The sequence below is a fragment of the Streptomyces sp. NPDC055506 genome (assembly GCF_053643595.1).
This window is the reverse complement of the sequence record NZ_JBSHKH010000118.1, coordinates 1-24,505: the sequence shown is the minus strand read 5'-3', so window position 1 is coordinate 24,505 and position 24,505 is coordinate 1. Positions and strand designations below refer to the sequence as shown.

The window sequence follows — 24,505 nt, the reverse complement described above, 5'->3', positions numbered from 1 at the left end:
CGCGCGCGAGAAACCGACTCCAGCGGACGCCCAGGTCCCGCACGCGTCTGCACCGCCCGGCACCCGGCCATGCACACGGCACCGACAGCCCGAGCAGTCGGCTCCACCAGACCTCCGGACCGGGCGCACGGCGTCACCTCCAGCGGTCGCGCGCGAGAAACCGACTCCAGCGGACGCCCAGGTCCCGCACGCGTCTGCACCGGCCGGCACCCGGCCATGCGCGCGGCACCGACAGCCCGAGCAGCCGGCTCCAGCGGGTTTCCGGGGCCTGCGCGCGGCGCCGACAGCCCGACGGCCGGCTCCACCCGCCCGGGTGAGCACGGCGATCCGCGCTCGGCGGCGTACGCACGAACCCGTGCCAACGGCCCTGGCCGGCCGGGCCGTCGGTGAGTGGCGGTGTCGGTCTCGGCAGGTGGCCCGGGCGGGCGTACCGCGTCGGATCCCGTACGCGTCCCGGGCATGCTCAGTGGCGGACGCGAGTGCTCTGGTGACGTCGTGTCAGCCACAACGTGCCCGCCGCGCCGGCGAGGAGGACCGTGCCGCCGAGCGTGCCGAGGGCTATGGCCGAGTCCTCGGGGCCGGTCTGCGGAAGCCCGGCGCCGGTGTCCTGGCCGGAGCCGGAGCCGCCGCCCTGGGCGGAGCCGGTGCCGCCGCCGCTCGCGGCCTTGACGTCGAGGGTCAGGGACGGGCCCGGGTCGTTGGTCGGGGTGCATGTGGTCGTCGTACCGAGCGCCTTGATGGTGAGCACGCCGGCCGTGAAGGTGACCTCGCCGCTCTTCTTCGGCGTGTACGTCCCGCTCAGGTCGTTGATCTTGATCGGGGTGTTGGCCGGTATGGCGGCGTCATTGGCGGGCCCGCTCACCGTCAGGGTGCCGTCGTCGGCACCGCCCAGGGCGATCGTGGCGCTCGGGGTCATCGCCCCCTTGCCCAGTTCGACCGGGCTGGAGGAGACACCCTTCTGCCAGGACATGGTGATCTTGTAGCCGTCACCGTCCTCGACGCCCTTGATGTCGATGGGCGAGACGGCGCTCTTGTCGCCGATCGGCGTCTTGCACTGGTAGTTGACGTCGACGACCTCGGCCCGGGCCACGGGGGCGGCCATCAACACCGCCGAGCCGGCTAGGGCCGCCGCGGACGCGAGCGCGGCGGTTCGATTCCGGTACGACACGGTGCCACTCCCCTTCCTGTTTCCTGACGGCGTATCAGATCGGGCCGTCAAGGTACGCCCGGGGCCCAGAGGAGGGAAGACACAGCGCGCGCCGGATCTGTGGCGATCCGGCGCGCGGTGAGTGACGTATGAGGGGAGGTACGGCGGGGAATCCGTGAGGACCGGCGGACGGTCCCGGTCAGGCGGGTGCGCCCAGTTCCGCCCACACCGTCTTGCCGGCGACACCCGGCGTGCGTACGACGCCCCAGTCCAGGCACAGCCGCTGGACGATGAACATGCCGTGGCCGCCCGGGCGCCCGGCCCGGTGCGGATTACGGGGAGCCGGCTGCCCGGTGCCCCGGTCGGCGACCTCCAGACGGATCACCTTGTTGTCGCAGGTGATCCACAGCTGGTCCGGCCCCTCGGCGTGCAGACAGGCGTTGGTGACCAGCTCGGAGACGACGAGCAGCACGTCCTCGGCGGCGGCCCGCCGGTCGGCGGAGGCGGCGGGCAGCCAGCCCCACGCGTACAGCGCCTGGCGGGTGAAGTCGCGGGCGAGCGGAACGACACCGCTCTCCCCCTCGAAGCTCAGCCGGCGCACCTGCCGTCCCCCCGGCGGCGCCGCGGCTCCGGACGGCGCGCCCACGCCCTCGCCGGACGCAGTGGCCGCCGGTACGCCACCCTCGGACGCCCCGGAAGCGCCGCTGGGCTCCGGCCCGCGGTCGCCCGGCGGGTAAGGCCGGGTGGTGCTCATCAGCGCTTCACCTCACCGATTCACCAGTTCACGATTCAAAAGATTCTGTCCACCGTCAGTCACGCAGTGCGCGGCGTATCGGTTTCGTGGTGCCCCCCACACCCCGGCGGCCAACAGGTTCAGGATGTCTCCTGCCCTGGCGTCCCGGCGGAACACCCCCGGATTCGGCACGAAAGGCGTGACGGACATAGGACGTCGGTCACAGAGGGAAGGCCGAGGCTCGGCGCGCCGACGCACCGCCGCTCAGCTCGACTCGTCGGCCAGGGCCGCCTCGAGCGTGTCGTGGACGGTGAAGACCGCGTCCGCACCCGTGATCTCGAATACGCGGGCCACCACCGGCTGCATCCCGGCGAGGGTCACGCCGCCACCGGCGGCCTCCGCCTTCAGCCGTGCGCCGAGGAGCACGTTGAGCCCCGTGGAGTCGCAGAACTCCAGGCGCGCGCAGTCGATGACCAGGCGCTTGAATCCCTTGGCGAGGCAGTCCTCGAGTGGCTCACGCAACAAATCGGCGGTGTGGTGATCCAACTCACCCGCCGGGGTCACGACGGCACTAGAGCCCTCTTCCCGCACCTCCACCAGAAGCCGGCCAGACTGTGCGCTGCCGACCGTCCCGCGGTCCATGCCGTCTCTCTCTCCTGACGTCGAGGCTGCTTGCTGACGCCCTCGAACACTACGCCTTCCTGACGTGCTCCGACACCCGAACAACTACACACAAACGGACATATGCCCACAGAACGCACTTGCGGTGGGCTCGGGAAAGCGGGTAGGCCTAGTAAGGACACGTACCCGACACACGGCCGGCTTTGGAGGCGCCGCACACCGCAGTGCACGTAATTGGCTCCGGCAGCCTTATGCCGAGAACGATGGAGGACATCATGTCACCCCGGCTCGACGCATCGCGTACCCAGAAAGCGACGTCGACACCCCCTCCGGAACATCTGGATCCCATCGAGCAGGACGAGACGCTCGTCACACATGACGACGTTCTCGCCGGACTTCCGGACATCCCCCCGTACGAGCAGGTCGGCGCGGTCGACGCACGGGCTCTGTCCAAGACCCTCTTCGAGCGCCTCGAGGCGCTGGAGGAAGGCACGCACGAGTACTCGTACGTCCGCAACACGCTTGTCGAACTGAATCTCGCGCTGGTCAAGTTCGCCGCTTCCCGGTTCCGCTCCCGCAGCGAGCCGATGGAGGACATCATCCAGGTCGGCACCATCGGCCTGATCAAGGCGATCGACCGGTTCGAGCTCTCCCGGGGTGTCGAGTTCCCCACCTTCGCGATGCCGACCATCGTCGGCGAGATCAAGCGCTTCTTCCGCGACACCTCGTGGTCCGTGCGCGTTCCGCGGCGGCTCCAGGAGCTCCGGCTCGACCTGGCCAAGGCCGGTGACGAGCTGGCGCAGAAGCTGGACCGCGCCCCGACGGTGACGGAACTGGCCGAGCGCCTGGGCCTGTCCAAGGACGAGGTCGTCGAGGGCATGGCCGCCTCGAACGCGTACACCGCCTCCTCGCTGGACGCCCAGCCGGAGGAGGACGACTCCGAGGGCGCGCTCGCGGACCGCATCGGCTACGAGGACCACGGACTCGAAGGCATCGAGTACGTCGAGTCGTTGAAGCCGCTGATCGCCGAACTCCCGCCGCGCGACCGGAAGATCCTGTCGCTGCGGTTCGTCGCGGGTCTCACGCAGTCGGAGATCGGCGAGGAACTGGGCATCTCGCAGATGCACGTGTCGCGACTGCTGTCGCGCACGCTGGTACGGCTGCGCAAGGGGCTGACGGTCGAGGAGTGATCCTCGTGTGAACCCTGCCGGGTGACGTGTCCTTCGGGGGCGGACCGCACGGTCCGCCCCCGGGCGCGTGCCACGGGCCCGCCCCGCGGACCCGTTCCCGTACGGGACTCAGCCGGCGCGCTGCTCCCGTACCAGCCGCTTCGCGCGCTCGCGCCGGGACGGAGCCAGGACGTCCACCGTCACACCGGCGCCCTCACCGGGCGTGGCCTCGGCCAGCCGCAGCCGGTCGGCGAGCTCCCGGACCGACGCGTCGTCCGGGCCGCGGCCGACGTAGAACAGCGACTCGTCCACCGGGCTGTCGTCGCCGCCCCAGCGCACCACGCCCGCGCAGTCGGCGAGGATGTCGCGCACCGTCAGCACCTGCAGCGGGAAGAGGCTGCCGCTCGCGCCCGCGCCCGGGCGGATCCGCACCGCGGTGCCCGAGGCGAGGTTGGACTCGGGCGCGCTCCTGCCGAGGCCGCCGATCGGCTGCCAGCCCGCCAGGTCGACACGGCTGAGCTGTTCGACCTCGTAGTGGTAGCGCCGTACGACGTGGAGCAGGATCGCCTCCACGTCACCGATGCGGACGTCGACCTCCAGGCCGGTGCCCGGGACGGAGCGCGTCCAGACGGTGGAGACGTGGTTGGCCTCCCGCTCCAGGGGCCAGCCGTTGGCGGAGGCGGGGACCTTCTTCGGCGCGCTCACCGGGCCGCTCACCGGGCCGCTCGCGGGGGCCGCCGTCGCGGTGGCCGGGGCGATCGAGCCGATCGCCGCCGCGGCCGTGATCACACCGGCGCTCTTCACCAGGGTTCTTCTCGATACCGCGTTGCGCGTGTCGTGCTGCACGTCTGCTGTTCCCTTCTCGGACTTAGGAGATGACGATGAGGACGAGCGTCGGCAGAAGCGTGGCGAGGACGCACAGCGCCCAGTAGCGGGCGGGCGGCAGGGTCGTGCCGCGCCGCAGCGGACGGTTGGCCAGCCACCAGAGCAGACCGAACACGAGGACGACCGGCCCCGCGACGAGGAACCACGGGAGCATGCCGTCGTTCTCCGTCGGCTCCCGCTCGGTCAGGCCGAGTGCGGCCAGCGGCCAGTTCGACGCCAGGTACCAGAGCAGCCAGACCGGCACCACGGCCGGGATCCCCAGCAGCAGGTTCACGCCCAGCGCGAACTGCCAGCGCCTTGCCATCCGTCCTGCCTCCACTTCCGCGCCGACGGTCACGTGGCGCGCGACAGCGCGTTGTAGTTCTCCAGGACGTTGTACAGGCCGAGCAGCTCGCGGCCGTACTGGGCCGCCGCGTCACCGGTGCCGTTGTACCGGGCCAGCAGGGCCTGCGTCTGGGCCTGGGTGGTGTTCAGGTTCGGCCGCGGGGCGCCGAGCTGGTGGGCGTTGTAGAGCGTCAGGTACGCGACGGAGCGGATGTTGTACGTCTCGTCCTCGTTGAGCTGCTTCCACACCGTGGGGATGTCGTCGTCGGTGAGGGGCGAGCCGTTGATGATGCCCTGCTGCATGCAGTAGTTGCGGGCGTCGATCGTCACCCAGGCGAAGATCTGTCCCCAGCCGGTGCTGCAGTCGTCGTCCAGACCGTTCTTCACGGCCTCGTCCGCGGCGACGTCCAGGGGGTTCATCTTGCGCAGCTCCCACATCACGGGCGCCTGGATGAGCGCCTTGCGGAGTTTGAGCTGACGGGCGAGCGAGGTGAAGAGCCAGTCCGCGCTGAGCACCAGGTCGAACGCCTTGGTCGTGGAGATGCCGCCCAGCGTGGCCCAGTCCTTGTCCGTCCAGCCGTCGCCGCCGGTCTCGGGGACACCGATCGAATCCAGGTAGGTCTTCACGTCTTGGAGCATCAGGCTCCGGTACGCGTCCTTGTCCAGGTCCGTGTCCAGCCCCCCGAGGTCGGCGCCCGGGTTGAAGTCGCTCTGGCCGAAGTCGCGCCCGGAGACGATGTTGTTGTCGATCTCGATGAGGCCGGAGCCGGAGCCGACCTTGATCGTGGAGATCTGGTCGAACGCCCAGTTCGTGGGCAGCGGATAGCCGAGGTTGCCGGAGAAGCCGCTGGACATGTCGGAGACGAAGCTCGTCGCCGCGTAACCGGCGTCGGCGACGCGCTGGCAGACGTTGCGCGGGCCGTAGACGCCGATGCCGTAGGCCGAGTTCTCGCCGATGGTCCGCATGATGCCGCGGAAGTGCGGGAGGACGTAGTCCGTGACCTCGCCGTCCATCGCGTCGTAGTCGACGGCGAAGTAGATGATGGTGCCGGGCTTGAAGCCGTGGAACTCGGCCCACTCGATCGCGCGGAACGCGTCGGCGGTGCCCTGGTTGTAGCTGAAGTAGTCCGCCGACCGGCTCCAGGTCTGGAAGATCGGGAAGCAGTTGAGGCCGTACTCCTTGATGGTGGCCAGCTCGCCCGGCTGGATCTGCTTCTCCGGCAGGCTGGTGCTGGAGGGGTTGAAGAGGTAGCGGCCGATGTACTTGTAGCCGGCGTCCTTCAGGGCCTGCGCCCGCTCGGGCGTGATCTTGGTGACGCCGTCGCAGGCCGTGCCCTTGCGCGACTGATCGCCGTAGGAGACGAGCAGCGAGGCCCAGGTCTGGAAGTCGCCCTTGCCGGTGACCGGGAGCTTGCTGAAGGACTGGAAGGTCTCCACGCCGGACTGCACCGTCGAGGTGAAGTTGCCGAAGGGGACGTTCCGCTTGTTCAGGACCATGGCCCCGGTGAACAGCTGCGCCCAGACGCCGGTGGTGCCGGTCGAGACGGTGTGGCTCTTCAGACCGGACTGCGTGCCGGGCCCGAACACACCGTTGGCGACGCCGTCCGCCATGCCCAGCTCGTACTGGATCGCGAACAGCATGGACTTGGCGACGTCGCGGGAGTGGTGGCCGTCGCAGGGGATGACGTAGAAGTCCTTGCGCAGGATGTAACGGCCGTTCAGCCACTGCTGGATGGTCCGGATGGTGTCCGAGCCGCCGCCGATGGTGACGTAGGCGTCCATGTTGAACAGGCCCTTGACCACCTTCGGCCACAGGGAGCTGCCCGGGTACGTGCCCGAGACGCCCATGTTCTGGTTGAGCTTCACGACCGCGTCCTTGACCCGGTCGTTGTACGTGCCGTCGATCTCGCCGCCGTCGTAGCCCTTGCAGTACAGGGCGGACTGGATGATGCGGCAGAAGTTGGCCGAGGGGATGGTCGTCTCGTCCAGCTTGCCGTACTTCTCCCCGATCTTCCCCAGGGTGGTGGGGCCGAAGGAGTCGGACAGGGCGGTGATGCCCATCTCGTACTGGAGCGCCCGGGTCAGGGCGTACATCACGGGCCAGCCGGTCTGGCCGTTCTCCTCCAGCTTGGAGATGCCCAGCGTCGCGCCGTTGTTGTACGTGGTGTTGATGAATCTCTGGGCGCGCTGCACCATCTCGTCCGCCATGGGCTTCCTCCTGTCGTCCGGAAAACGGGGCGGGGAGGAAAGCCGTGTCATCGCGGTCGCGCCCGGTGCGCACCCACGTGTCCACGCGTGAACGGCACGCCCTCGCGGGACACGCCGTAGGAAACCCCCCTCGTCGCCCGCGCCCGGCACACGGGTCGGTGCGCGCGGCGACTGAGCGCGATCTTCCGCCGCCGCGCGAAGGGGGTCAAGTCCGTTATGTGCGAAGGGTGTTGATGTGGCGGATCGTCAACTGCCGCTTGTCATGGACTTGTGATGCATCCGGTATGGAAGTCGTGCACAACCTTGGGGTGGGTTCGCTGGTCAGAGCACCTTTTCGCCGCGCCGCCAGACTCCGGTGACCAGGGGGACGCCGGGGCGGTAGGCCAGGTGGACGTGGCTCGGGGCGTCGAGGAGCGTCAGGTCGGCGTACGCGCCCGGGGCGATGCGGCCGATGTCGGTGCGCCGGAGGGCCGCCGCACCGCCCGCCGTGGCCGACCAGACGGCCTCGTCCGGGGTCATGCCCATGTCCCGTACGGCGAGCGCGACGCAGAACGGGACGGAGGAGGTGAAGGACGAGCCCGGGTTGCAGTCGGTGGAGAGGGCCACGGTGGCGCCCGCGTCGAGGAGCCGACGGGCGTCCGGCCACTCGGCCCGCGTGGAGAACTCGGCGCCGGGCAGGAGGGTGGCGACCGTACGGCTGTTCGCCAGGGCGTCCACGTCCGCGTCGGTCAGGTGGGTGCAGTGGTCGGCGCTGGCCGCGTCGAGTTCGACGGCGAGCTGGACGCCCGGGCCGTACGAGAGCTGGTTGGCGTGGACACGGGGGTGCAGGCCCTTGGCCTTGCCCGCGGTGAGGATCGCGCGGGCCTGGTCGCCGTCGAAGGCGCCCTTCTCGCAGAAGACGTCGATCCAGCGGGCGTACGGGGCGCAGGCGTCGAGCATCTCACCGGTGACGAGGGCGACATAGCCGGCCGGGTCCTCGGCGAACTCGGGGGCGACGATATGGGCGCCGAGGTAGGTGACCTCGTCGGTGTGGGCGGCGGCGACGCGCAGGGCCCGGGCCTCGTCCTCGACGGTCAGGCCGTAGCCGGACTTGGTCTCGAAGGTGGTGGTGCCCTGGTGCAGCGCCTCGCGGAGGTAACGGGCGACGTTGGCCTCGAGTTCCGCGTCGCTCGCGGCGCGAGTGGCGGCGACCGTCGTGCGGATGCCGCCCGCGCTGTAGGGCCGCCCCGACATGCGGGCGTTGAACTCCTGCGTCCGGTCGCCCGCGAAGACGAGGTGCGAGTGGGAGTCCACGAAGCCCGGGACGACCGCCCTGCCACCTGCGTCGACCCGATTGTCAGTGGCGGGTGCTTTGCTTTGATCACCGGTCCACACGACGCGGTCGCCCTCGATGGCGACGGCCGCGTCCTGGACCAGTCCCAGGGGGGAACCGTCACCGGAGGAGGGGTCGTTGGTGACCAGGGCGGCGATGTTGGTGATGAGCGTGCTTGCGGTGCTCGCGGAGTGGGCGGGGCTGACGGTCGTCGCGTTGCTCATGGCGTCCTTGGTGGCCTGGTCGGCGGTGGGGGCGGGTTCGGGGACGGAGGCGGGTGCGAGCCGTGCGGGTGGGCGGCTCGCAGGCTTCATCCGCGCAGGGCTTGGACGGCGTCCGCGAGGGCTTTCGGCACATCCGGCACGAGGGAGTGGACCCCGTCCCGTACGACGTGCCGACCTCCCACGACCGTATGCGACACGTCCGCTGCCGACGCGGCGAATACGGCCGTCTCGGCCCCGAGCCGCGGAAGCGGCCCTGCCGTCCTGACCGAGTCGAGCGCGACGGTGGTGAAGTCGGCGAGCGCGCCGGCCTCCAGGACGCCCCCGTCCTCCCAGCCGAGGGCCGAGTGGCCGTCTGCCGAGGCCGCCCTCAGCAGGGCCGCGGCCGTCCAGCGACCTCGGGTGCGGGTGCGCAGGCGCTCGTTCAGCTCCAGGGCGCGCGCCTCCTCCAGCAGGTCGATCACCGCGTGGCTGTCGGAGCCGAGGGAGAGCGGAGAGCCCTCGTTCTGCAGGGCGGCGGCGGGCCCGATGCCGTCGGCCAGGTCCCGCTCGGTGGTGGGGCACATACAGGTGCCGGTGCCGCTGCCGCCGATGAGGGAGACGTCCTCGGCGGTCAGGTGGGTGTTGTGGACGCCGGTCGTGCGCGGCCCGAGGACGCCGTGCAGGGCGAGCAGCTGCGTCGGGGTGCACCCGTGGATCTCCAGGCAGGCCTCGTTCTCGGCGGTCTGCTCCGACAGGTGCACATGCAGCGGGGCCCGCCGCTCCTCGGCCCACCTCGCGACGGTCGCCAGCTGGTCGGCGGGCACGGCCCGTACGGAGTGGATCGCCGCTCCGATCCGCGCGTGATCCCGTTCCTTGAGAACTGAACAGCGTTCGGCCCAGGCGTCGGCCGTGCCGTCGGAGAAGCGGAGCTGCTGGGCGGAGGGCGGCTGCCCGAAGCCGGAGGAGAGATAGGCGGTGTCGAGGAGGGTGATGCGGATCCCGGCTTCGGCGGCTGCCGCGATCAGGGCCTCGCCCATCGCGTTGGGGTCGCCGTAGGGCGTGCCGCCGGGGGCGTGGTGGACGTAGTGGAACTCGCCGACCGCCGTGATGCCGGCCAGGGCCATTTCGGCGTACACGGCGCGGGCCAGGGCGTGGTAGGTGTCCGGGGTGAGCCGGGCGGCCGTGGCGTACATGACCTCGCGCCAGGTCCAGAAGGTTCCGGAGCCGACCTGGGCGGTGCCGCGCAGGGCCCGGTGGAAGGCGTGGCTGTGGGCGTTGGCCAGCCCGGGGAGGGTGAGGCCGCGCAGGACCTCGGCGCCGGGGGGCGGGGTGGCGACCTCGGCCCGGACGGCGGTGATGCGGCCGTCGTGGACGTCGAGGGCGACGCCCGGCTCGACATGCGTGCCGAGCCAGGCGTGTTCCAGCCAGTACGTACGGGTCTGCTGGGTGGGCGTCACGTGCGGGCCAGTCCTTCCAGTACGTCGGCCAGGGCGAGTACCCCGGCCACGCAGTCGTCCTCGTCCGCCGACTCGGCCGGGGAGTGGGAGACGCCGGTGGGGTTGCGCACGAACAGCATGGCGGTCGGGATGCTCCCGGACAGGATCCCGGCGTCGTGTCCGGCGCCCGTGCCGAGGACGGGGACCGTGAGGCCGGTGTCCTTGCCGAGGATGCGGGCGAGTTCGTCGCGCAGGGCGTGGTCGAACTCGACGACGGGGGTGAACGACTCGCGGACGACGGCCAGTTCGACGCCGTGGGCGGCGGCGTACTCCCCGGCCGCCTTCTCCACACCGGCGACCACGGCGTCCAGGCTGTCCTGGTCGGCGGCGCGCGAGTCGAGCCAGCCGCGCACGAGGGAGGGGATGGCGTTGACGCCGTTCGGCTCGACGGCGATCTTGCCGAAGGTGGCGACGGCACCGGCGAGTTCGGCCTCGCGGCGGGCGGCGAGGACGGTTTCGGCGTAGGACAGCATGGGGTCGCGCCGGTCGGCGAGCCGGGTGGTGCCGGCGTGGTTGGCCTCGCCCTCGAAGTCGAACCGCCACCGGCCGTGCGGCCAGATCGCGCTGGCGATGCCGACCCGGTCGCCGGACAGGTCCAGGGCCCGGCCCTGCTCGACGTGGAGTTCGACGAAGGCGCCGATGCGGGCGAGCCGTTCGGGGTCGGGCCCGATGGCGTCGGGGTCGTACCCGGCGGCCTCCATGGCGCGCGGCAGCGTCACGCCCTCGCCGTCGGTGAGCCGGTGCGCCTGATCGCGGGTGAGCTGTCCGGCGGTGAGCCGGGATCCGACGCAGGCGAGCCCGAACCGGGCGCCCTCCTCGTCGCCGAAGTTCACGATGCCGAGGGGGCGGGTGAGCGGCGCGCCCCGGCCGCGCAGTTCGTCCAGCGCGGCGAAGGCGGACACGACGCCGAGGGGCCCGTCGAAGGCGCCGCCGTCCGGCACGGAGTCGAGGTGCGACCCGGTGACGACGGCGTCCCCGGCGGCGGGGTCGCCGAGCCAGGCCCACTGGTTGCCGTTCCGGTCGGTCTCGTAGCGCAGGCCACGGGCGAGGGCCTGTTCTTCGAACCAGGCCCGGCAGTCACCGTCGACACCGCTCCAGGCGAAGCGCCGGTAGCCGCCGGAGGCGGGGTGGCGGCCGATCGGGAGCAGCTCGCGCCACATCCGGCGGAAGGAGGTGCCGGTGGGGTCCGGTCGCGGGCCGGCGGGTTCCTGCGTCACGCGTCGTCACCCTCGCGCATAGGGACACGGACGCCCTTGTCCCGGGCCACCGAGTCGGCGATGTCGTACCCGGCGTCGACATGGCGGATGACGCCCATGCCGGGGTCGTTCGTGAGGACCCGGCGGATCTTCTCACCGGCCAGTTTCGTGCCGTCGGCCACCGTCACCTGCCCGGCGTGGATCGACCGTCCCATGCCGACCCCGCCCCCGTGGTGCAGGGACACCCAGGACGCCCCGGACGCCACGTTCACCATCGCGTTCAGCAGGGGCCAGTCGGCGATCGCGTCGGACCCGTCGAGCATGGCCTCGGTCTCCCGGTAGGGGGAGGCGACGGAGCCGCAGTCGAGGTGGTCGCGGCCGATGACGACCGGCGCGGCCAGCTCCCCGCTCGCGACCATGTCGTTGAACCGCTCACCGGCCTTGTCCCGCTCGCCGTAGCCCAGCCAGCAGATACGGGCGGGCAGGCCCTGGAAGTGGACCCGCTCCCCCGCCATGCGGATCCAGCGGGCCAGGGACTCGTTCTCCGGGAAGAGGTCGAGGATCGCCTTGTCGGTCTTGGCGATGTCGGAGGCCTCGCCGGACAGCGCGGCCCAGCGGAAGGGGCCCTTGCCCTCGCAGAACAGCGGGCGGATGTAGGCGGGGACGAAGCCGGGGAAGGCGAAGGCCCGGTCGTATCCGGCGAGCTGGGCCTCGCCCCGGATGGAGTTGCCGTAGTCGAAGACCTCGGCGCCGGCGTCCATGAAGCCGACCATGGCCTCGACGTGCGTGGCCATGGACTCGCGGGCCCGGGTGGTGAACCCGGCCGGGTCCTTGGCGGCGGCGTCGGCCATGTCCTCGAAGGCGACTCCGACCGGCAGGTAGGCCAGCGGGTCGTGGGCGGAGGTCTGGTCGGTGACGATGTCGATCGGGGCGCCCATGGCGAGCAGCTGCGGCAGCAGTTCGGCGGCATTGCCGAGAACGCCGATGGACAGCGGGCGGCGGGCGTCACGGGCCTCGGTGGCCAGCTGGAGGGCGTCGTCGAGGGAGTCGGCCTTCACGTCCAGGTAGCGGTGCTCGATGCGCCGCTCGATGGCACGCGGGTCGCAGTCGATACAGATCGCCACACCGTCGTTCATCGTCACGGCGAGCGGCTGAGCGCCGCCCATCCCGCCGAGGCCGGCGGTCAGGGTGATGGTGCCGGCCAGCGTCCCGCCGAACTTCTTCGCGGCGACGGCGGCGAAGGTCTCGTAGGTGCCCTGGAGGATGCCCTGGGTGCCGATGTAGATCCAGGAGCCGGCGGTCATCTGCCCGTACATGGTCAGGCCGAGGGCCTCCAGGCGGCGGAACTCCTCCCAGTTGGCCCAGTCGCCGACGAGGTTGGAGTTGGCGATGAGGACGCGCGGGGCCCACTCGTGGGTCTGCATGACGCCGACGGGGCGGCCGGACTGGACGAGCATCGTCTCGTCCTGCTTCAGGCCCTTCAGGGTGCGCACCATGGCGTCGAAGGAGCGCCAGTCGCGTGCCGCCTTGCCGGTGCCGCCGTAGACGACGAGCTTGTCGGGGTGCTCGGCGACCTCCGGGTCGAGGTTGTTCTGCAGCATCCGCAGGGCGGCTTCCTGCTGCCATCCCAGGGCGCTCGGTTCCGTGCCGCGCGGCGCTCGGACGGGGCGGGGTCCTGACATGGTCGGCCTCCCGGCGGTGTGGTGGTTACGTCTATTCACATCCTGGCTTCATGAATAGAGCTAGTCAATACATGGGGAGGTCGGCGCGGCGGTGCCGTGGATGTTTGGCTGGATCCATGGATGACGACTTTCAGGCAGGCGAATCCGGCGCGGGGCGGGCGGCCCGGCGGGACGAGGCGGTGCGAGCCGCCGTGGAGCAGGGGCTCCTCGGGCCCGAGAGCCCCGTCGTCGGGCTGCTGGACGTCACCGGCATCCGGGAGTCGGCGGCGGAGCTGCGGGCGGCGTTCGACGCGGTCGTGGCACCGGGCACGCCCGTGCTGCACGCCTTCGCGGTGAAGGCGACCCCGCTGGTGCCGGTGCTGCGGCTGCTGCGCGAGGAGGGCATCGGGGCGGAGGTGGCGAGCCCGGGCGAGCTGGCGCTGGCGCGGGCGGCGGGGCTGGACCCGGAGATGACGGTCCTGGACTCCCCCGCCAAGACACCGGCCGAGCTGCGCGAGGCGCTGGCACTGGGCATCGCCGTCAACGCGGACAACCCGCAGGAGCTGGACCGCATCGACGGTCTGATGAGCGACGGCGCCGCAAGTAGTCGCTCCCCCCTCGGGATCCGGGTGAATCCGCAGGTCGGCGGGGGTTCCATCGGGGCGACCTCGACGGCGACGGCGACATCGAAGTTCGGGGTGGCGCTGCGCGACGAGGGGGCCCGGGAGTGGGTCGTGCGGGCGTACCAGGACCGCCCGTGGCTGACCCGGCTGCACGCGCACACCGGCTCCCAGGGCATCCCGCTGTCGCTGCTGACCCAGGGTGTCGCGGAGACGTACGCGCTCGCCGAGGAGATCAACCAGAGGATCGGCCGACGGCAGATCGACACGCTCGACATCGGCGGCGGGCTGCCGGTGAACTTCGCGTCGGACGCGACGACGCCGACGTACGCGCAGTACGCGCGGATGCTGGCCGAGGAGGTACCGGGACTGTTCGACGGGCGGTACGGGCTGGTCACCGAGTTCGGACGGTCACTGCTGGCCAAGCACGGCACGGTGGTGGCGCGGGTCGAGTACGCGAAGACCTCCGGCGGGCGGGCGGTCGCGGTGACCCATGCCGGGGTGCAGGTCGCCACGCGGACGGTGTACGCGCCGGAGAGCTGGCCGTTGAGGATCGCGGCGTATGACGCGAAGGGGCGGGTGAAGGAGGGGCCCGTCGTGGTGCAGGACGTCGCGGGGCCGGCCTGTTTCGCGGGGGATCTGCTGGCGGAGGCGCGGTCCATGCCGGTGCTGGAGCAGGGGGAATACGCGGCTGCGCTGGATACGGGGGCGTACTACTTCGCGCATCACTATGGGTACAACTCCCTTCTGCGGCCTGGGGTTTATGGGTTCGGGCCGGGTGGGGAAGGGGGTGTGGTCTTCGCGGTCGTGCGGGAGGCGCAGTCGGTGGAGGAGGTTGTGGCGGAGTCCGGTGGGGCGCATGTGGAGGCGTTGACGGGATCGCCGTGGGGGCTTGTGTAGTCATCGGCTGCGGGTGCGTTGTGGTTGTTCGCGCAGTTCCCCGCGCCCCTTGAAAAGCAGGGCGTTGCGGCCCGGCCCCGTTATACGAGCGCCGGCGACTTCCTCCGTGCCCCGCCCGGCGCCGCGTCCCCCGCCGCGATGCCCGTGCTGCGGTACGCCTTCACCTGCTTGCCCGCCGGGCTGCCCGCGCCGCCGCGCAGCCAGTCCACCCGGACCCACAGCAACGCCTCGTCGGCCCGCTCCCGGCGGCCCAGCCAGGCCGCCTTCAGCCGCAGGCCCGCTCCGCAGCCGGCCAGGAGCATGCCGCCCGCGGCCGGGACGGCGAAGGCGGTGCCCAGGGCGGCGAGGAAGGCGAGGAGGAGCCACCAGCGGTGGTGGCGGCGCCAGTTGCGTACGGTCACCGCGCGGTCCTGGAGTACGTCGTGCTTGCCGGCGCGTGACGCGGAGGCGGCCAGGGCGGCGTAGCGCTTGCGGCCTCCGCAGGCCACCAGGGCCGTCGCCAGGAAGAACAGCGCCGCCCCGGCCAGGACGCCGATGCGGCGGCCGGTCAGTCCCGGTGTGAGGACGCCGATGCCCGCGGCGCACACGCCCAGCCACCACAGCGGTGCCGCCCCCGCCCTTACGACGACGGCGACCCGAGCCAGTCCCTGTCCTCCGCGCGTCACGTCAGCCTCCGTGCGGTCTTCCGAATCCTCTGAAGGGGGTGCGGGAGAGGCACGTTAGCGACGCAACGTGAGACTGGTCTGAGAAACCGGCGCGCGTTCCCTCAGTCGACGAACAGGCCCCGTGCCGCCGCCTTCGTGTCGAACTCCTCCAGGCGGGACTGGGCCTCGGGCAGGTCGTCGCACATCGCCTCCAGCAGCACCCGGCCGAGCAGCATCGGCGCGCAGGCCGTGTCGAAGGCCAGGCCGGTGCCGACCGCGGCGGGGAGCAGCAGGTCGGACACCTTGGCGACCGGGGCGAAGGCGGAGTCGGCGACCGTGACGACGGTCAGCCCGGCCTCCTTGGCGTGGGCGAGGGTGTCGACGACCTCGCGGGGGTGCCGGGGCAGCGCGAAGCAGAGCAGTGCGCTCGCACCGGCCCGGACGGCGGCGTCGATGCGGTCCTGGACCATCGTGCCGCCCTCGTTGAGGAGGCGTACGTCGGGGTGGACCTTGGCGGCGAAGTAGGCGAAGCCGTGCGCCTGGGCGGCCGCCGCCCGCAGGCCGAGGACGGGGAGCGGCCGGGAGGCCGCGAGGAGGCGCCCGGCCCGTTGCACGGGCCCGGTGTCGGCCAGCGCCTCCGCCAGGTGCCGCAGGTTCTCGATCTCGGCCTCTACGGCCTGCTGGTACTCGTTGACGGACCCGGCGTCCGCCGCGGGTTCGGCCGGGGCGACCTCGCGCAGATGGCGGCGCAGGGCCGGGTAGCCGTCGAAGCCCAGGGCGACGGCGAAGCGGGTCACGGACGGCTGGCTGACCCCGGCCAGTTCGGCGAGCTCCACGCTCGACAGGAACGGCACGTCGGCGGCCCGCCGCACCATGCTGTGCGCGATGCGCCGCTGGGTCGGCGTCAGCCGGTGGCCCTCGAAGAGCGCCTGGAGCCGCGCGGCAGGGCTGTCGGTCACGCTCATGACGTGCTCCCCCTCGCCTATTCAGTAGCTGAGGATTCTGCATGAGCATATGCAGACCGGCAAGCGGGAGTGGAAGGCCGCCCCTGGGCCGCCCCTGGGCCGCCCCTGGGCCGCCCCCGGGCCGCCCCCGTCCCGACACGGGGGCTAACCCCAGTGCGGCGGGCGTCGCTTCTTCATAGCGTGGTCCCATGACCGGAATGGACGCGCGGGACACCGAGCTGAAGAAGGAACTCGACGCCACCCTGCACGCGCGCAGGGAGCTGGGCGAGGAGTACGAGTCCGCGCTGGTCGACTCGTTCCTGGAGAAGGTCGACCAGCGGATCGACGGCGCGGTGGACCGCCGGGTGCGCCGGCAGCTCGCCGAGCAGCAGATGCAGACGGCCCGGGACTCCCGGTCGCCGCGGCCCACGGACTCCTGGGGCGAGCGCTTCGGCTTCGGCATCGTCTCCCTGGTCCTCGCGATGCCGCTGTCCGCGATCGGCGGGGGCGTGGCCCAGCTGCCCGGCATGCTCGTCGCCTGGGCCGGCATCGTGGGCGTCAACCTCGTCCAGGCCGTCCGCACCAACCCGGAACTGTTCGGCCGCCGCAAGTCCTCCCAGGACAGCGGCTGGGAGGACTGAGCGGGCGCACGCCGTTCAGGCCTGCCGGGTGGGCAGCGCGACGATCTGCCGCAGATTGACCCGGCGCGGCCGGCTGGTCGCGTAGGCCACCAGGTCGGCGAGTTCCTCGGCGGACAGCGCGCCCACCTGGTCCCGCAGCTCCGCCACCTGCCGGGCCAGTTCCGCGTCGCCGATGTGGGCGAGCAGCTCGCTCTCGACGAACCCGGGTTCGATGTTGGTGACCCGGACGTCCCGTGGCCCGAACTCGCCGCGCAGGGACTCCGACAGATAGGTGACGGCCGCCTTGGTCGCGCCGTACACCGCGTAGTTCGGGAAGCTGACGTGCGCGGCGATGGACGAGATGTTCACGATGTCGGCCGTACGGCCGTCCGCCGCCGCGCCCACCAGGTCGCCGGTGAAGGCGCCGATGATCCGCAGCACACCGGCGACGTTGGTGTCGAGCATCCGCTGCCACTCGTCGGCACGCCGGGCGTCGACGGGGTGCGGCAGCATCACGCCGGCGGAGTTGACGACCAGGTCGACGGGTCCGTACTCCGTGTGGATCCGGTCGGCGGCGGCCGCCACGGACGCCTCGTCGGTGACGTCCGCGACGACGGCCAGGGCCTGCCCGCCGTCGGCCCGGATCTTCCCGGCGAGCGCCGCCAGCCGTTCCTCACGCCGGGCCAGCAGGGCCACCCGTGCGCCCCGGGCGGCCAGCACGACGGCGATGGCCTCGCCGATCCCGCTCGCGGCTCCGGTGACGACGGCGGTGCGGCCGGCCAGGTTCTCGTACGACATGGGAGATCCCCTCGGTGGTGGCCGGGGCGTCTCCCCGGCCTCGTCCACCACCCTCGGCGCCGTCGGCCGCCGTACCCAGGGGGGCGCTTTTCCTGGGTCTGCCAGTACCAGGTTCGCCGCGCGCGGGGCGCCTAGGCTCGAAGGCATGGACGGAGAACTGGGAGATTTCCTGCGCTCACGCCGTGCCCGTATCCAGCCGGAGGAGGTGGGGCTGCCCTCCTACGGCCGCCGCCGTGTCCCGGGGCTGCGCCGCGAGGAGGTGGCGCAGCTGGCCGGGGTGAGCGTCGACTACTACGTCCGTCTGGAGCAGGGCAGGGGCCCCGGGGACCCGTCCCGGACGAAGTCCGGTGGAGTGTCGGACGCCGTGCTGGACGCGGTCGCGCGGGTGCTGCGGCTGGACGAGGCGGAGCGCGCGTATCTGCGGGCGGTCGCCCGGCCCCGCCGAGTGGAGGGCGCTCCGGCCGCGTCCCGGGTCCGCCCGGGTGTCCAGCTGATCCTCGACGGCATGGACCGCAACCCGGCGTACGTCCTGGACCACCGTATGGAGGTGCTCGGCTGGAACGCGCTGGCCGACGCCCTGCTCGACTTCAGCGGCTCCGGCTCCGACGAGCGCAGCATCCCGCGCCGCGTCTTCCTCGATCCCACCGCCCGCGAGATCTATCCGAACTGGTCAGCGATCGCGGGCCAGACGGTCGCTCATCTGCGCCTGCAGGCGGGCCACCACCCCGGGGACGCCGACACCGGGGAACTCGTCGCCGAACTCTCCCGCGCCAGCGAGGACTTCCGCCGCCTGTGGGCCGACCACGCGGTCAAGCCCTGCGACCACGGGGTGAAGCAGCTGCGGCACCCGGTCACCGGCCTGCTGACCCTCCCGTACGAGACCCTCGCGATCCCCGGGGCGCCGGACCAGACGATCGTCGCCTACACACCGGAACCGGGCTCGGAGACGGCGGAGCGGCTGGCGCTGCTGGGAAGTTGGGCGACGAGCCGGGCCGGCTGAGGCCGGGAAGAAGTAAGCGCGGGGACCGCCGCACCCCCTGTTCGGGGGGCGGGACGACGGCGGTCCCCGCGAGGGACGCGGGCCTGGTCAGGGCCGGGCTGGCGCGTCAGTAGGGTCCATGGAGGTCCGGGAGCCGCTCCGGAGGTCCTTGACGCCTACGGCGTCGGCCCGGGCGGGGAGCCGCTCCCGCCCTGCCGACACCCACCAATGTGCAGGACTCGTGTTAAGCGGGTGCTGCGCGAACGTGACACGCTCGTACCACTTCCGCGAAGTCCGCGAAGATCACGGACGCCCCGAGTTCACCCGGTTCACGGGTGGTTCACCGGGTGTTCGCCGCCGCTTTCCCGGTCCTGGCGAGGAAGGACAGCAGGTCCTGCCGGCTGACCACACCGGTCGGCTTGCCCTCGACCAGGACGATCGCCGCGTCCGCCTTGCCCAGCACGGCCATCAGGTCCTCGACCGGTTCGCCGGAACCGACCTGGGGCAGCGGGCCGCACATGTGCTTCTCCAGCGGGTCGTCGAGCGAGGCGCTCTTGCTGAACAGCGCGTCCAGCAGCTCGCGTTCCACGACCGAGCCGACGACCTCGGCGGCCATCACGTCGGGGTGGCCCGCGCCCGGCTTGACGACCGGCATCTGCGAGACGCCGTACTCCCGCAGTACGTCGATGGCCTGGCCGACCGTCTCGTCCGGGTGCATGTGGACGAGGGAGGGCATGCGGTCGCCCTCCTTGTCGGCCAGGACGTCGCCGACGCGGGCGCTCGGGCCGGTGTCCTCGAGGAAGCCGTAGTCGGCCATCCACTCGTCGTTGAAGATCTTGCTGAGGTAGCCGCGCCCGCTGTCCGGCAGCAGCACCACCACGACGTCGTCCGGGCCGAGCCGCCCGGCGACCTCCAGCGCGGCGACGACCGCCATGCCGCAGGAGCCGCCGACCAGGAGGCCCTCCTCCTTGGCCAGGCGGCGGGTCATCTGGAAGGAGTCCTTGTCGGACACGGCCACGATCTCGTCCGCGACGGTCCGGTCGTAGGCGGTCGGCCAGAAGTCCTCGCCGACGCCCTCGACGAGGTACGGCCGCCCGGAGCCGCCGGAGTAGACGGAGCCCTCGGGGTCGGCGCCGACGACCCGCACCTTCCCGTCGCTGATCTCCTTCAGATAGCGCCCGGTCCCGGAGATGGTGCCGCCGGTGCCCACGCCCGTCACGAAGTGGGTGATCCTCCCCTCCGTCTGCTCCCACAGCTCGGGGCCGGTGGAGTGGTAGTGGGAGAGCGGGTTGTGGGGGTTGGAGTACTGGTCGGGCTTCCAGGCGCCCGGCGTCTCACGGACCAGCCGGTCGGAGACGTTGTAGTACGAGTCCGGGTGCTCGGGGTCCACGGCGGTCGGGCACACGACCACCTCGGCGCCGTACGCGCGCAGCACGTTGATCTTGTCGGTGCTCACCTTGTCGGGGCACACGAAGATGCACTTGTACCCCTTCTGCTGCGCCACGATGGCGAGCCCCACGCCGGTGTTGCCGCTGGTCGGCTCGACGATCGTGCCGCCCGGCTTGAGCGCGCCGCTCTCCTCGGCGGCCTCGATCATGCGCAGGGCGATGCGGTCCTTCACGGAACCGCCGGGATTGAAGTACTCCACCTTGGCCAGGACGGTCGCCCTGATGCCCTTGGTCACGCTGTTGAGCCTCACCAGCGGGGTGTTGCCGACGAGACTGATCATCGAGTCGTGGAACTGCACCGTTGTCTCCGGATGCCGCAGAAGAAGTGGTCTGTGTGGTGCCGCCAGCCTATGTGCTGCCCGTGGTCCGTGACGGTCGTTCACTCCGCGTTGAGATTGGGCGACGGCCTGTACGGGGCAAGCACTGGGTGTAGGGGTTCGAGGAGGTGGCGGCGACGCATGACGAGCATGTCGAGGGCGAGGGTGGCCCGGCGGATCGCGGCCGGCGCGGCGTACGGCGGCGGCGGGATCGGTCTGGCGGGGGCGGCCGCCGTGGGTCTTGTGCTGGCGGAGGTGCAGCTGGCGCGGCGCCGGGTGGGCAACGGCACGTCCGGGCACGTGCCGAACGCGGACGGGCTGTACGGCCGTGCGTACGCCGGCTCCGGTGAGTCGCCGCTGCGGCTGACGATGCTGGGCGACTCCACGGCCGCGGGCCAGGGCGTGCACCGGTCCGGGCAGACACCGGGGGCGCTGCTGGCGTCGGGTCTCGCGGCGCTGGCGGAGTGCCCGGTGCGGTTGCGCACGGTGGCGACGCCCGGGGCCCGTTCGGACGACCTGGACCGCCAGGTGGCCCTGGTCCTTGCCGACTCCGATCCGGTGCCCGACATCTGCGTGATCATGGTCGGCGCGAACGACGTCACCCACCGCATGCCCCCGACCGCCTCGGTCCGCTGCCTGGCGTCGGCGGTACGGCGGCTGCGCACGGCCGGTGCGGAGGTCGTGGTCGGCACCTGCCCCGACCTGGGCACCATCGAGCCGGTCCGGCAGCCGTTGCGCTGGCTGGCGCGACGGGCCTCCCGCCAGCTGGCGGCCGCCCAGACGATCGGAGTCGTCGAGCAGGGCGGCCGCACCGTGTCCCTGGGCGACCTGCTGGGCCCCGAGTTCGCCGAGAACCCGCGCGAGCTGTTCGGCCCCGACAGCTACCACCCCTCCGCCGAGGGCTACGCCACGGCGGCGATGGCGGTCCTGCCGAGCGTCTGCGCCTCCCTCGGCCTGTGGCCGGCCGACGAGGAGCGCCCGGACGCCTCCCGTCGCGAGGGCTTCCTGCCGGTGGCCCGGGCGGCGGCGGAGGCCGCTTCGGAGGCGGGCACGGAGGTCGCGGCGGCGATGCCGACCGGGTCGCGGGGGCCCTGGGCCCTGCTCAAGCGCCGGCGGCGCCGGCGGGTACCCGAGCAGGAGCCGGCGCCTGTCACGCCCTCGAACTGAAGGGAGGAAAAGCAAGCGCTTAGTAAACTGCGGTCAGGGTCACACCGCGAGACCCGTGACCCAGCCCATACGTACGGGTAACTTCCCAGACAGCCCAGCCAGACCACCCGGTACGTCAATGGAGCCGTGATGCCCGAAGCCGTGATCGTCTCAGCCGCCCGCTCCCCCATCGGCCGCGCCGTCAAGGGCTCCCTCAAGGACCTCCGCCCCGACGACCTGGCCGCCACGATCGTCCAGGCCGCCCTGGCCAAGGTCCCCGAGCTGGACCCGAGGGACATCGACGACCTGATGCTCGGCTGCGGCCTGCCCGGCGGCGAGCAGGGCCACAACCTCGGCCGCATCGTGGCCGTACAGATGGGCATGGACCACCTGCCGGGCTGCACCATCACCCGGTACTGCTCCTCCTCCCTGCAGACCTCCCGCATGGCCCTGCACGCCATCAAGGCCGGCGAGGGCGACGTCTTCATCTCGGCGGGCGTCGAGACCGTCTCCCGGTACGCGAACGGCAGCTCGGACCTCCCCGGCACGCACAACCCGCTCTTCGCCGACGCCGAGGCCCGCACGGTCGCCACCGCCCAGTCCGAGGGCTCGACCTGGCACGACCCGCGCGAGGACGGCCTGCTGCCCGACCCGTACATCGCGATGGGCCAGACCGCCGAGAACCTGGCCCGCTCCAAGGGCGTCACCCGCCAGGACATGGACGAGTTCGGCGTCCGCTCGCAGAACCTCGCCGAGGAAGCCATCAAGAACGGCTTCTGGGAGCGCGAGATCACCCCGGTGACCCTCCCCGACGGCACGGTCGTCTCCAAGGACGACGGCCCCCGCGCCGGCGTCACCCTGGAAGGCGTCCAGGGCCTCAAGCCGGTCTTCCGCCCGGACGGCCTGGTCACCGCCGCCAACTGCTGCCCGCTGAACGACGGCGCCGCCGCGCTCGTGATCATGTCCGACACCAAGGCCCGCGAGCTCGGTCTCACCCCGCTCGCCCGCATCGTGTCGACCGGCGTCTCCGGCCTCTCCCCCGAGATCATGGGCCTCGGCCCGGTCGAGGCCAGCAAGCAGGCCCTGGGCCGCGCCGGCCTGACCATCGACGACATCGACCTGGTCGAGATCAACGAGGCCTTCGCCGCCCAGGTGATCCCCTCCTACCGCGACCTGGGCATCCCGCTGGAGAAGCTGAACGTCAACGGCGGTGCCATCGCCGTCGGCCACCCCTTCGGCATGACCGGCGCCCGCATCACCACCACGCTCATCAACTCCCTCCAGTTCCACGACAAGCAGTTCGGCCTGGAGACGATGTGCGTCGGCGGCGGCCAGGGCATGGCCATGGTCATCGAGCGCCTCAGCTGAGCACCGCACCGTAGCCGCCATAGCACCGGCTGTGAGGCGTTGGCCCGGAACCCCGGAAACTCCAGGGTTCTGGGCCGTTTTGTGATCCAATCTCCCCCAGGATGTGACCTATCTCCCTCCGCGCGGGGAGAAGCCCAGGTCACAGTAGCCACACCCCCTCCCCCGAGGCCCAAGCCCTGTCCGTTTCGTGATGCTACGCACTGACAGCTGGTTAGTCCGCCCTTCAAGCTGATGTAGGAAGTCGGGGGTCGACTTTGAACCGGGAGTACGTCAGTGAGCGCCATGCCGATCGCGTTGCTGGTCACCACGGCCGCCACGGGAGCCGTGGGCGTCGCCGTCCTGCGCACCGTCCTGCAGCTGCGGCGACAGGTCGCGGCCCTGCACACCGCGCTGGCCGAGAACCGCGCCGCCACCACCCGTGCGCTGCTGCCGGCCGCCCGTACCAACGCCGACACCGAGGAGATACGCGCCGCCGTCGCGGCGGCGCTGGCCGAGGAACGGGAGCGGGAGCTCGCCGAGGCACGGGCGTTCTGGGCCGCCCAGGAGACCCGTGACGCCTCCGACGCGCCCTCCCTGCTGGGTCTGCCCGAGCACGATCTGTTCCTGCCCCGGCAGGCCGATTTCGCGGGTCTGGAGTCGGTGTCCGAGCCCGGCGCGGACACCGAGGAACCGGCCGAGTCCCCGGAGCTGGCCGCGGCCCGCCGCCGTCACCCCTCCCACCCGGACTTCGTGCCGGCCCAGTCGCCCGTGGTGAACGACCACGAGCGCACGGTCGCCACCCTGGAGGAGCTGGCCTCCTCCCGCGTGGAGCTGACGGACGTCCGCCCGGGTCCGCTGGGCACCCTCGACGTCTACGTCTTCGCCGACGGCACGACCCTGTGCATGACCCCGGGCCACCGGGAAACCGCGGAGCACCTCGCCAAGGCCCTGCGCGCGGGCGAGACCCCCGTCCTCCTCGGCGGCTCCGGCATCGCGGGCGCGTACACCCTGACGTTCGAATGCGGCGAGGAGAACGTCTACATCCTGGCGGACCGGGTCATCTCGTCCCTGTAGGGAAGCGCCCCAAAGGGGCGCGGGGAACTGCGCGACCAGCCACAGGCAACCCGCACCCGCGAACGGCGCTAAACCCCCGCCCGCTTCTGCGCCTCCTCCACCAACCGCACCGCGTCATCGACGTCGGCACCGCTGGGAAGCACAACCGCCAGATCATGCCCGGCAACGGTGATCTGATCTGCCGCTGCAAACATCCCCGCATCCGGCATCTCTCGAGCCTGAACGCCCGGTTCCTCCAACTCCTCCGCCCACCGAGCGAGCTGCCGGGCCAGCGCCAGCGCTTCCGCGGCAGCGCCCCGCTGCAGCCGGCTCTGGGGCGCGGCCCTCAAACGATCGGCGAAATGATCCACCGCACGGGTCAGAGGCGTCGTATCAACCACGCCGCGAGCGTACGCGTCGCACCGGGACTGTTGCCAACGGGCGAACACTCAGGCACGGTGACCTGAAGGACCGGCTTACATCCCAGCGTCCGGAGGCGCCGATGTCCCAAGTCTTCTCCGAAGAGACCCATCGCAACCTGCTAGCCCGCATCCCCCACTGCACCGGTCGTGAGATCACCGACTGGCTTCGCACCGTCGAAGATGGCCCGGCGCTCTTCCGCTTCGAGGAAAAGGTCAGCTGGCTCCGGCACGAACACAACCTGGCCTACGGCCACGCCAAGGCGATCATCCACGAGTACGACCTGAGGAGGGCCGCGCGCAAACTGCTCTAGG

23 protein-coding genes are annotated in these 24,505 nt (G+C 71.6%); 8 read left to right on the top strand and 15 right to left on the bottom strand.

All coding sequences use genetic code 11. The features are described from left to right. Window positions 1-463: 463 nt before the first annotated feature. The 3 genes from ACWIF2_RS32110 to ACWIF2_RS32100 all read right to left on the bottom strand — a co-directional run bounded on the left by ACWIF2_RS32110 (window position 464) and on the right by ACWIF2_RS32100 (window position 2,522). Window positions 464-1,168, bottom strand: a complete 705-nt coding sequence (locus ACWIF2_RS32110) for an LPXTG cell wall anchor domain-containing protein (protein ID WP_454364412.1) — start codon at window positions 1,166-1,168, stop codon at window positions 464-466. 178 nt (window positions 1,169-1,346) lie between these two features. Further along, window positions 1,347-1,901 (bottom strand): ATP-binding protein, encoded by a 555-nt coding sequence (locus tag ACWIF2_RS32105; RefSeq protein ID WP_454364411.1) that lies wholly within the window; start codon window positions 1,899-1,901, stop codon window positions 1,347-1,349. Window positions 1,902-2,144: 243 nt separating this feature from the next. Then, window positions 2,145-2,522 (bottom strand): STAS domain-containing protein, encoded by a 378-nt coding sequence (locus ACWIF2_RS32100; protein ID WP_189726744.1) that lies wholly within the window; start codon window positions 2,520-2,522, stop codon window positions 2,145-2,147. 242 nt (window positions 2,523-2,764) lie between these two features. Between ACWIF2_RS32100 and ACWIF2_RS32095 the strand changes: the two genes are divergently transcribed. After that, window positions 2,765-3,691, top strand: a complete 927-nt coding sequence (locus tag ACWIF2_RS32095; protein ID WP_454364410.1) for an RNA polymerase sigma factor SigF — start codon at window positions 2,765-2,767, stop codon at window positions 3,689-3,691. Window positions 3,692-3,799: 108 nt separating this feature from the next. On the opposite strand, the gene ACWIF2_RS32090 is transcribed toward ACWIF2_RS32095, so the two are convergent. The 7 genes from ACWIF2_RS32090 to hutU form a co-directional block, all read right to left on the bottom strand. Beyond that, entirely contained in the window at window positions 3,800-4,516 is a 717-nt protein-coding gene (locus tag ACWIF2_RS32090; protein ID WP_454364409.1) for a hypothetical protein, read from the bottom strand. A 22-nt stretch (window positions 4,517-4,538) separates the two neighbouring features. Then, complete coding sequence (locus tag ACWIF2_RS32085; protein ID WP_454364408.1) at window positions 4,539-4,859, bottom strand: hypothetical protein; 321 nt, start codon at window positions 4,857-4,859, stop codon at window positions 4,539-4,541. 29 nt (window positions 4,860-4,888) lie between these two features. After that, entirely contained in the window at window positions 4,889-7,087 is a 2,199-nt protein-coding gene (locus ACWIF2_RS32080) for a glycoside hydrolase domain-containing protein (protein ID WP_454364407.1), read from the bottom strand. Window positions 7,088-7,408: 321 nt separating this feature from the next. Beyond that, entirely contained in the window at window positions 7,409-8,713 is a 1,305-nt protein-coding gene (hutI, locus tag ACWIF2_RS32075) for an imidazolonepropionase (protein WP_454364406.1), read from the bottom strand. Then, window positions 8,710-10,059: a formimidoylglutamate deiminase gene (locus tag ACWIF2_RS32070; protein WP_454364405.1), complete on the bottom strand. Its 1,350-nt coding sequence runs from the start codon at window positions 10,057-10,059 to the stop codon at window positions 8,710-8,712. Before ACWIF2_RS32070 ends, hutI begins: the two co-directional genes overlap by 4 nt. Then, a complete protein-coding gene (locus ACWIF2_RS32065) occupies window positions 10,056-11,258 on the bottom strand; it encodes an allantoate amidohydrolase (RefSeq protein ID WP_454364414.1) in 1,203 nt (400 codons plus the stop codon). The genes ACWIF2_RS32070 and ACWIF2_RS32065 overlap by 4 nt, the downstream gene beginning before the upstream one ends. Before the next feature lie 53 nt (window positions 11,259-11,311). Further along, a complete protein-coding gene (gene hutU, locus ACWIF2_RS32060; protein ID WP_454364404.1) occupies window positions 11,312-12,976 on the bottom strand; it encodes a urocanate hydratase in 1,665 nt (554 codons plus the stop codon). A gap of 116 nt (window positions 12,977-13,092) precedes the next feature. On the opposite strand from hutU, the gene ACWIF2_RS32055 reads away from it, so the two are divergent. Beyond that, window positions 13,093-14,475: a diaminopimelate decarboxylase gene (locus ACWIF2_RS32055; RefSeq protein WP_454364403.1), complete on the top strand. Its 1,383-nt coding sequence runs from the start codon at window positions 13,093-13,095 to the stop codon at window positions 14,473-14,475. A gap of 80 nt (window positions 14,476-14,555) precedes the next feature. Here the strand turns inward: ACWIF2_RS32055 and ACWIF2_RS32050 are convergent, their stop codons facing one another. After that, window positions 14,556-15,140, bottom strand: a complete 585-nt coding sequence (locus ACWIF2_RS32050) for a hypothetical protein (RefSeq protein WP_454364402.1) — start codon at window positions 15,138-15,140, stop codon at window positions 14,556-14,558. Between the two features lie 101 nt (window positions 15,141-15,241). Beyond that, window positions 15,242-16,084 (bottom strand): MurR/RpiR family transcriptional regulator, encoded by an 843-nt coding sequence (locus ACWIF2_RS32045; protein ID WP_454364401.1) that lies wholly within the window; start codon window positions 16,082-16,084, stop codon window positions 15,242-15,244. A gap of 197 nt (window positions 16,085-16,281) precedes the next feature. On the opposite strand from ACWIF2_RS32045, the gene ACWIF2_RS32040 reads away from it, so the two are divergent. Next, on the top strand, window positions 16,282-16,704 hold the full coding sequence (locus tag ACWIF2_RS32040; RefSeq protein ID WP_454364413.1) for a hypothetical protein: 423 nt from the start codon (window positions 16,282-16,284) through the stop codon (window positions 16,702-16,704). A 15-nt stretch (window positions 16,705-16,719) separates the two neighbouring features. Here the strand turns inward: ACWIF2_RS32040 and ACWIF2_RS32035 are convergent, their stop codons facing one another. Next, the gene (locus ACWIF2_RS32035; protein WP_454364400.1) at window positions 16,720-17,481 is read right to left on the bottom strand and encodes an SDR family oxidoreductase; all 762 of its coding nucleotides are present in this window, start codon (window positions 17,479-17,481) and stop codon (window positions 16,720-16,722) included. A gap of 145 nt (window positions 17,482-17,626) precedes the next feature. Between ACWIF2_RS32035 and ACWIF2_RS32030 the strand changes: the two genes are divergently transcribed. Then, window positions 17,627-18,481 carry a helix-turn-helix transcriptional regulator gene (locus ACWIF2_RS32030; RefSeq protein ID WP_454364399.1) on the top strand — a complete coding sequence of 285 codons (855 nt, stop codon included), beginning with the start codon at window positions 17,627-17,629 and terminating at the stop codon, window positions 18,479-18,481. Between the two features lie 319 nt (window positions 18,482-18,800). On the opposite strand, the gene ACWIF2_RS32025 is transcribed toward ACWIF2_RS32030, so the two are convergent. Continuing rightward, window positions 18,801-20,207 (bottom strand): cystathionine beta-synthase, encoded by a 1,407-nt coding sequence (locus ACWIF2_RS32025; protein WP_454364398.1) that lies wholly within the window; start codon window positions 20,205-20,207, stop codon window positions 18,801-18,803. A 159-nt stretch (window positions 20,208-20,366) separates the two neighbouring features. On the opposite strand from ACWIF2_RS32025, the gene ACWIF2_RS32020 reads away from it, so the two are divergent. The 3 genes from ACWIF2_RS32020 (at window position 20,367) to ACWIF2_RS32010 (ending at window position 23,792) form a co-directional block, all read left to right on the top strand. Then, window positions 20,367-21,392, top strand: a complete 1,026-nt coding sequence (locus ACWIF2_RS32020; protein WP_454364397.1) for an SGNH/GDSL hydrolase family protein — start codon at window positions 20,367-20,369, stop codon at window positions 21,390-21,392. 129 nt (window positions 21,393-21,521) lie between these two features. Next, the gene (locus ACWIF2_RS32015) at window positions 21,522-22,739 is read left to right on the top strand and encodes an acetyl-CoA C-acetyltransferase (protein ID WP_454364396.1); all 1,218 of its coding nucleotides are present in this window, start codon (window positions 21,522-21,524) and stop codon (window positions 22,737-22,739) included. A gap of 273 nt (window positions 22,740-23,012) precedes the next feature. Beyond that, a complete protein-coding gene (locus ACWIF2_RS32010) occupies window positions 23,013-23,792 on the top strand; it encodes a hypothetical protein (RefSeq protein WP_454364395.1) in 780 nt (259 codons plus the stop codon). Between the two features lie 68 nt (window positions 23,793-23,860). On the opposite strand, the gene ACWIF2_RS32005 is transcribed toward ACWIF2_RS32010, so the two are convergent. Next, window positions 23,861-24,172: a hypothetical protein gene (locus ACWIF2_RS32005; RefSeq protein ID WP_454364394.1), complete on the bottom strand. Its 312-nt coding sequence runs from the start codon at window positions 24,170-24,172 to the stop codon at window positions 23,861-23,863. Window positions 24,173-24,273: 101 nt separating this feature from the next. On the opposite strand from ACWIF2_RS32005, the gene ACWIF2_RS32000 reads away from it, so the two are divergent. Further along, window positions 24,274-24,504, top strand: coding sequence for a DUF4287 domain-containing protein (locus tag ACWIF2_RS32000; RefSeq protein WP_382495775.1), 231 nt, complete (start codon window positions 24,274-24,276; stop codon window positions 24,502-24,504). Window position 24,505: the final 1 nt, after the last annotated feature.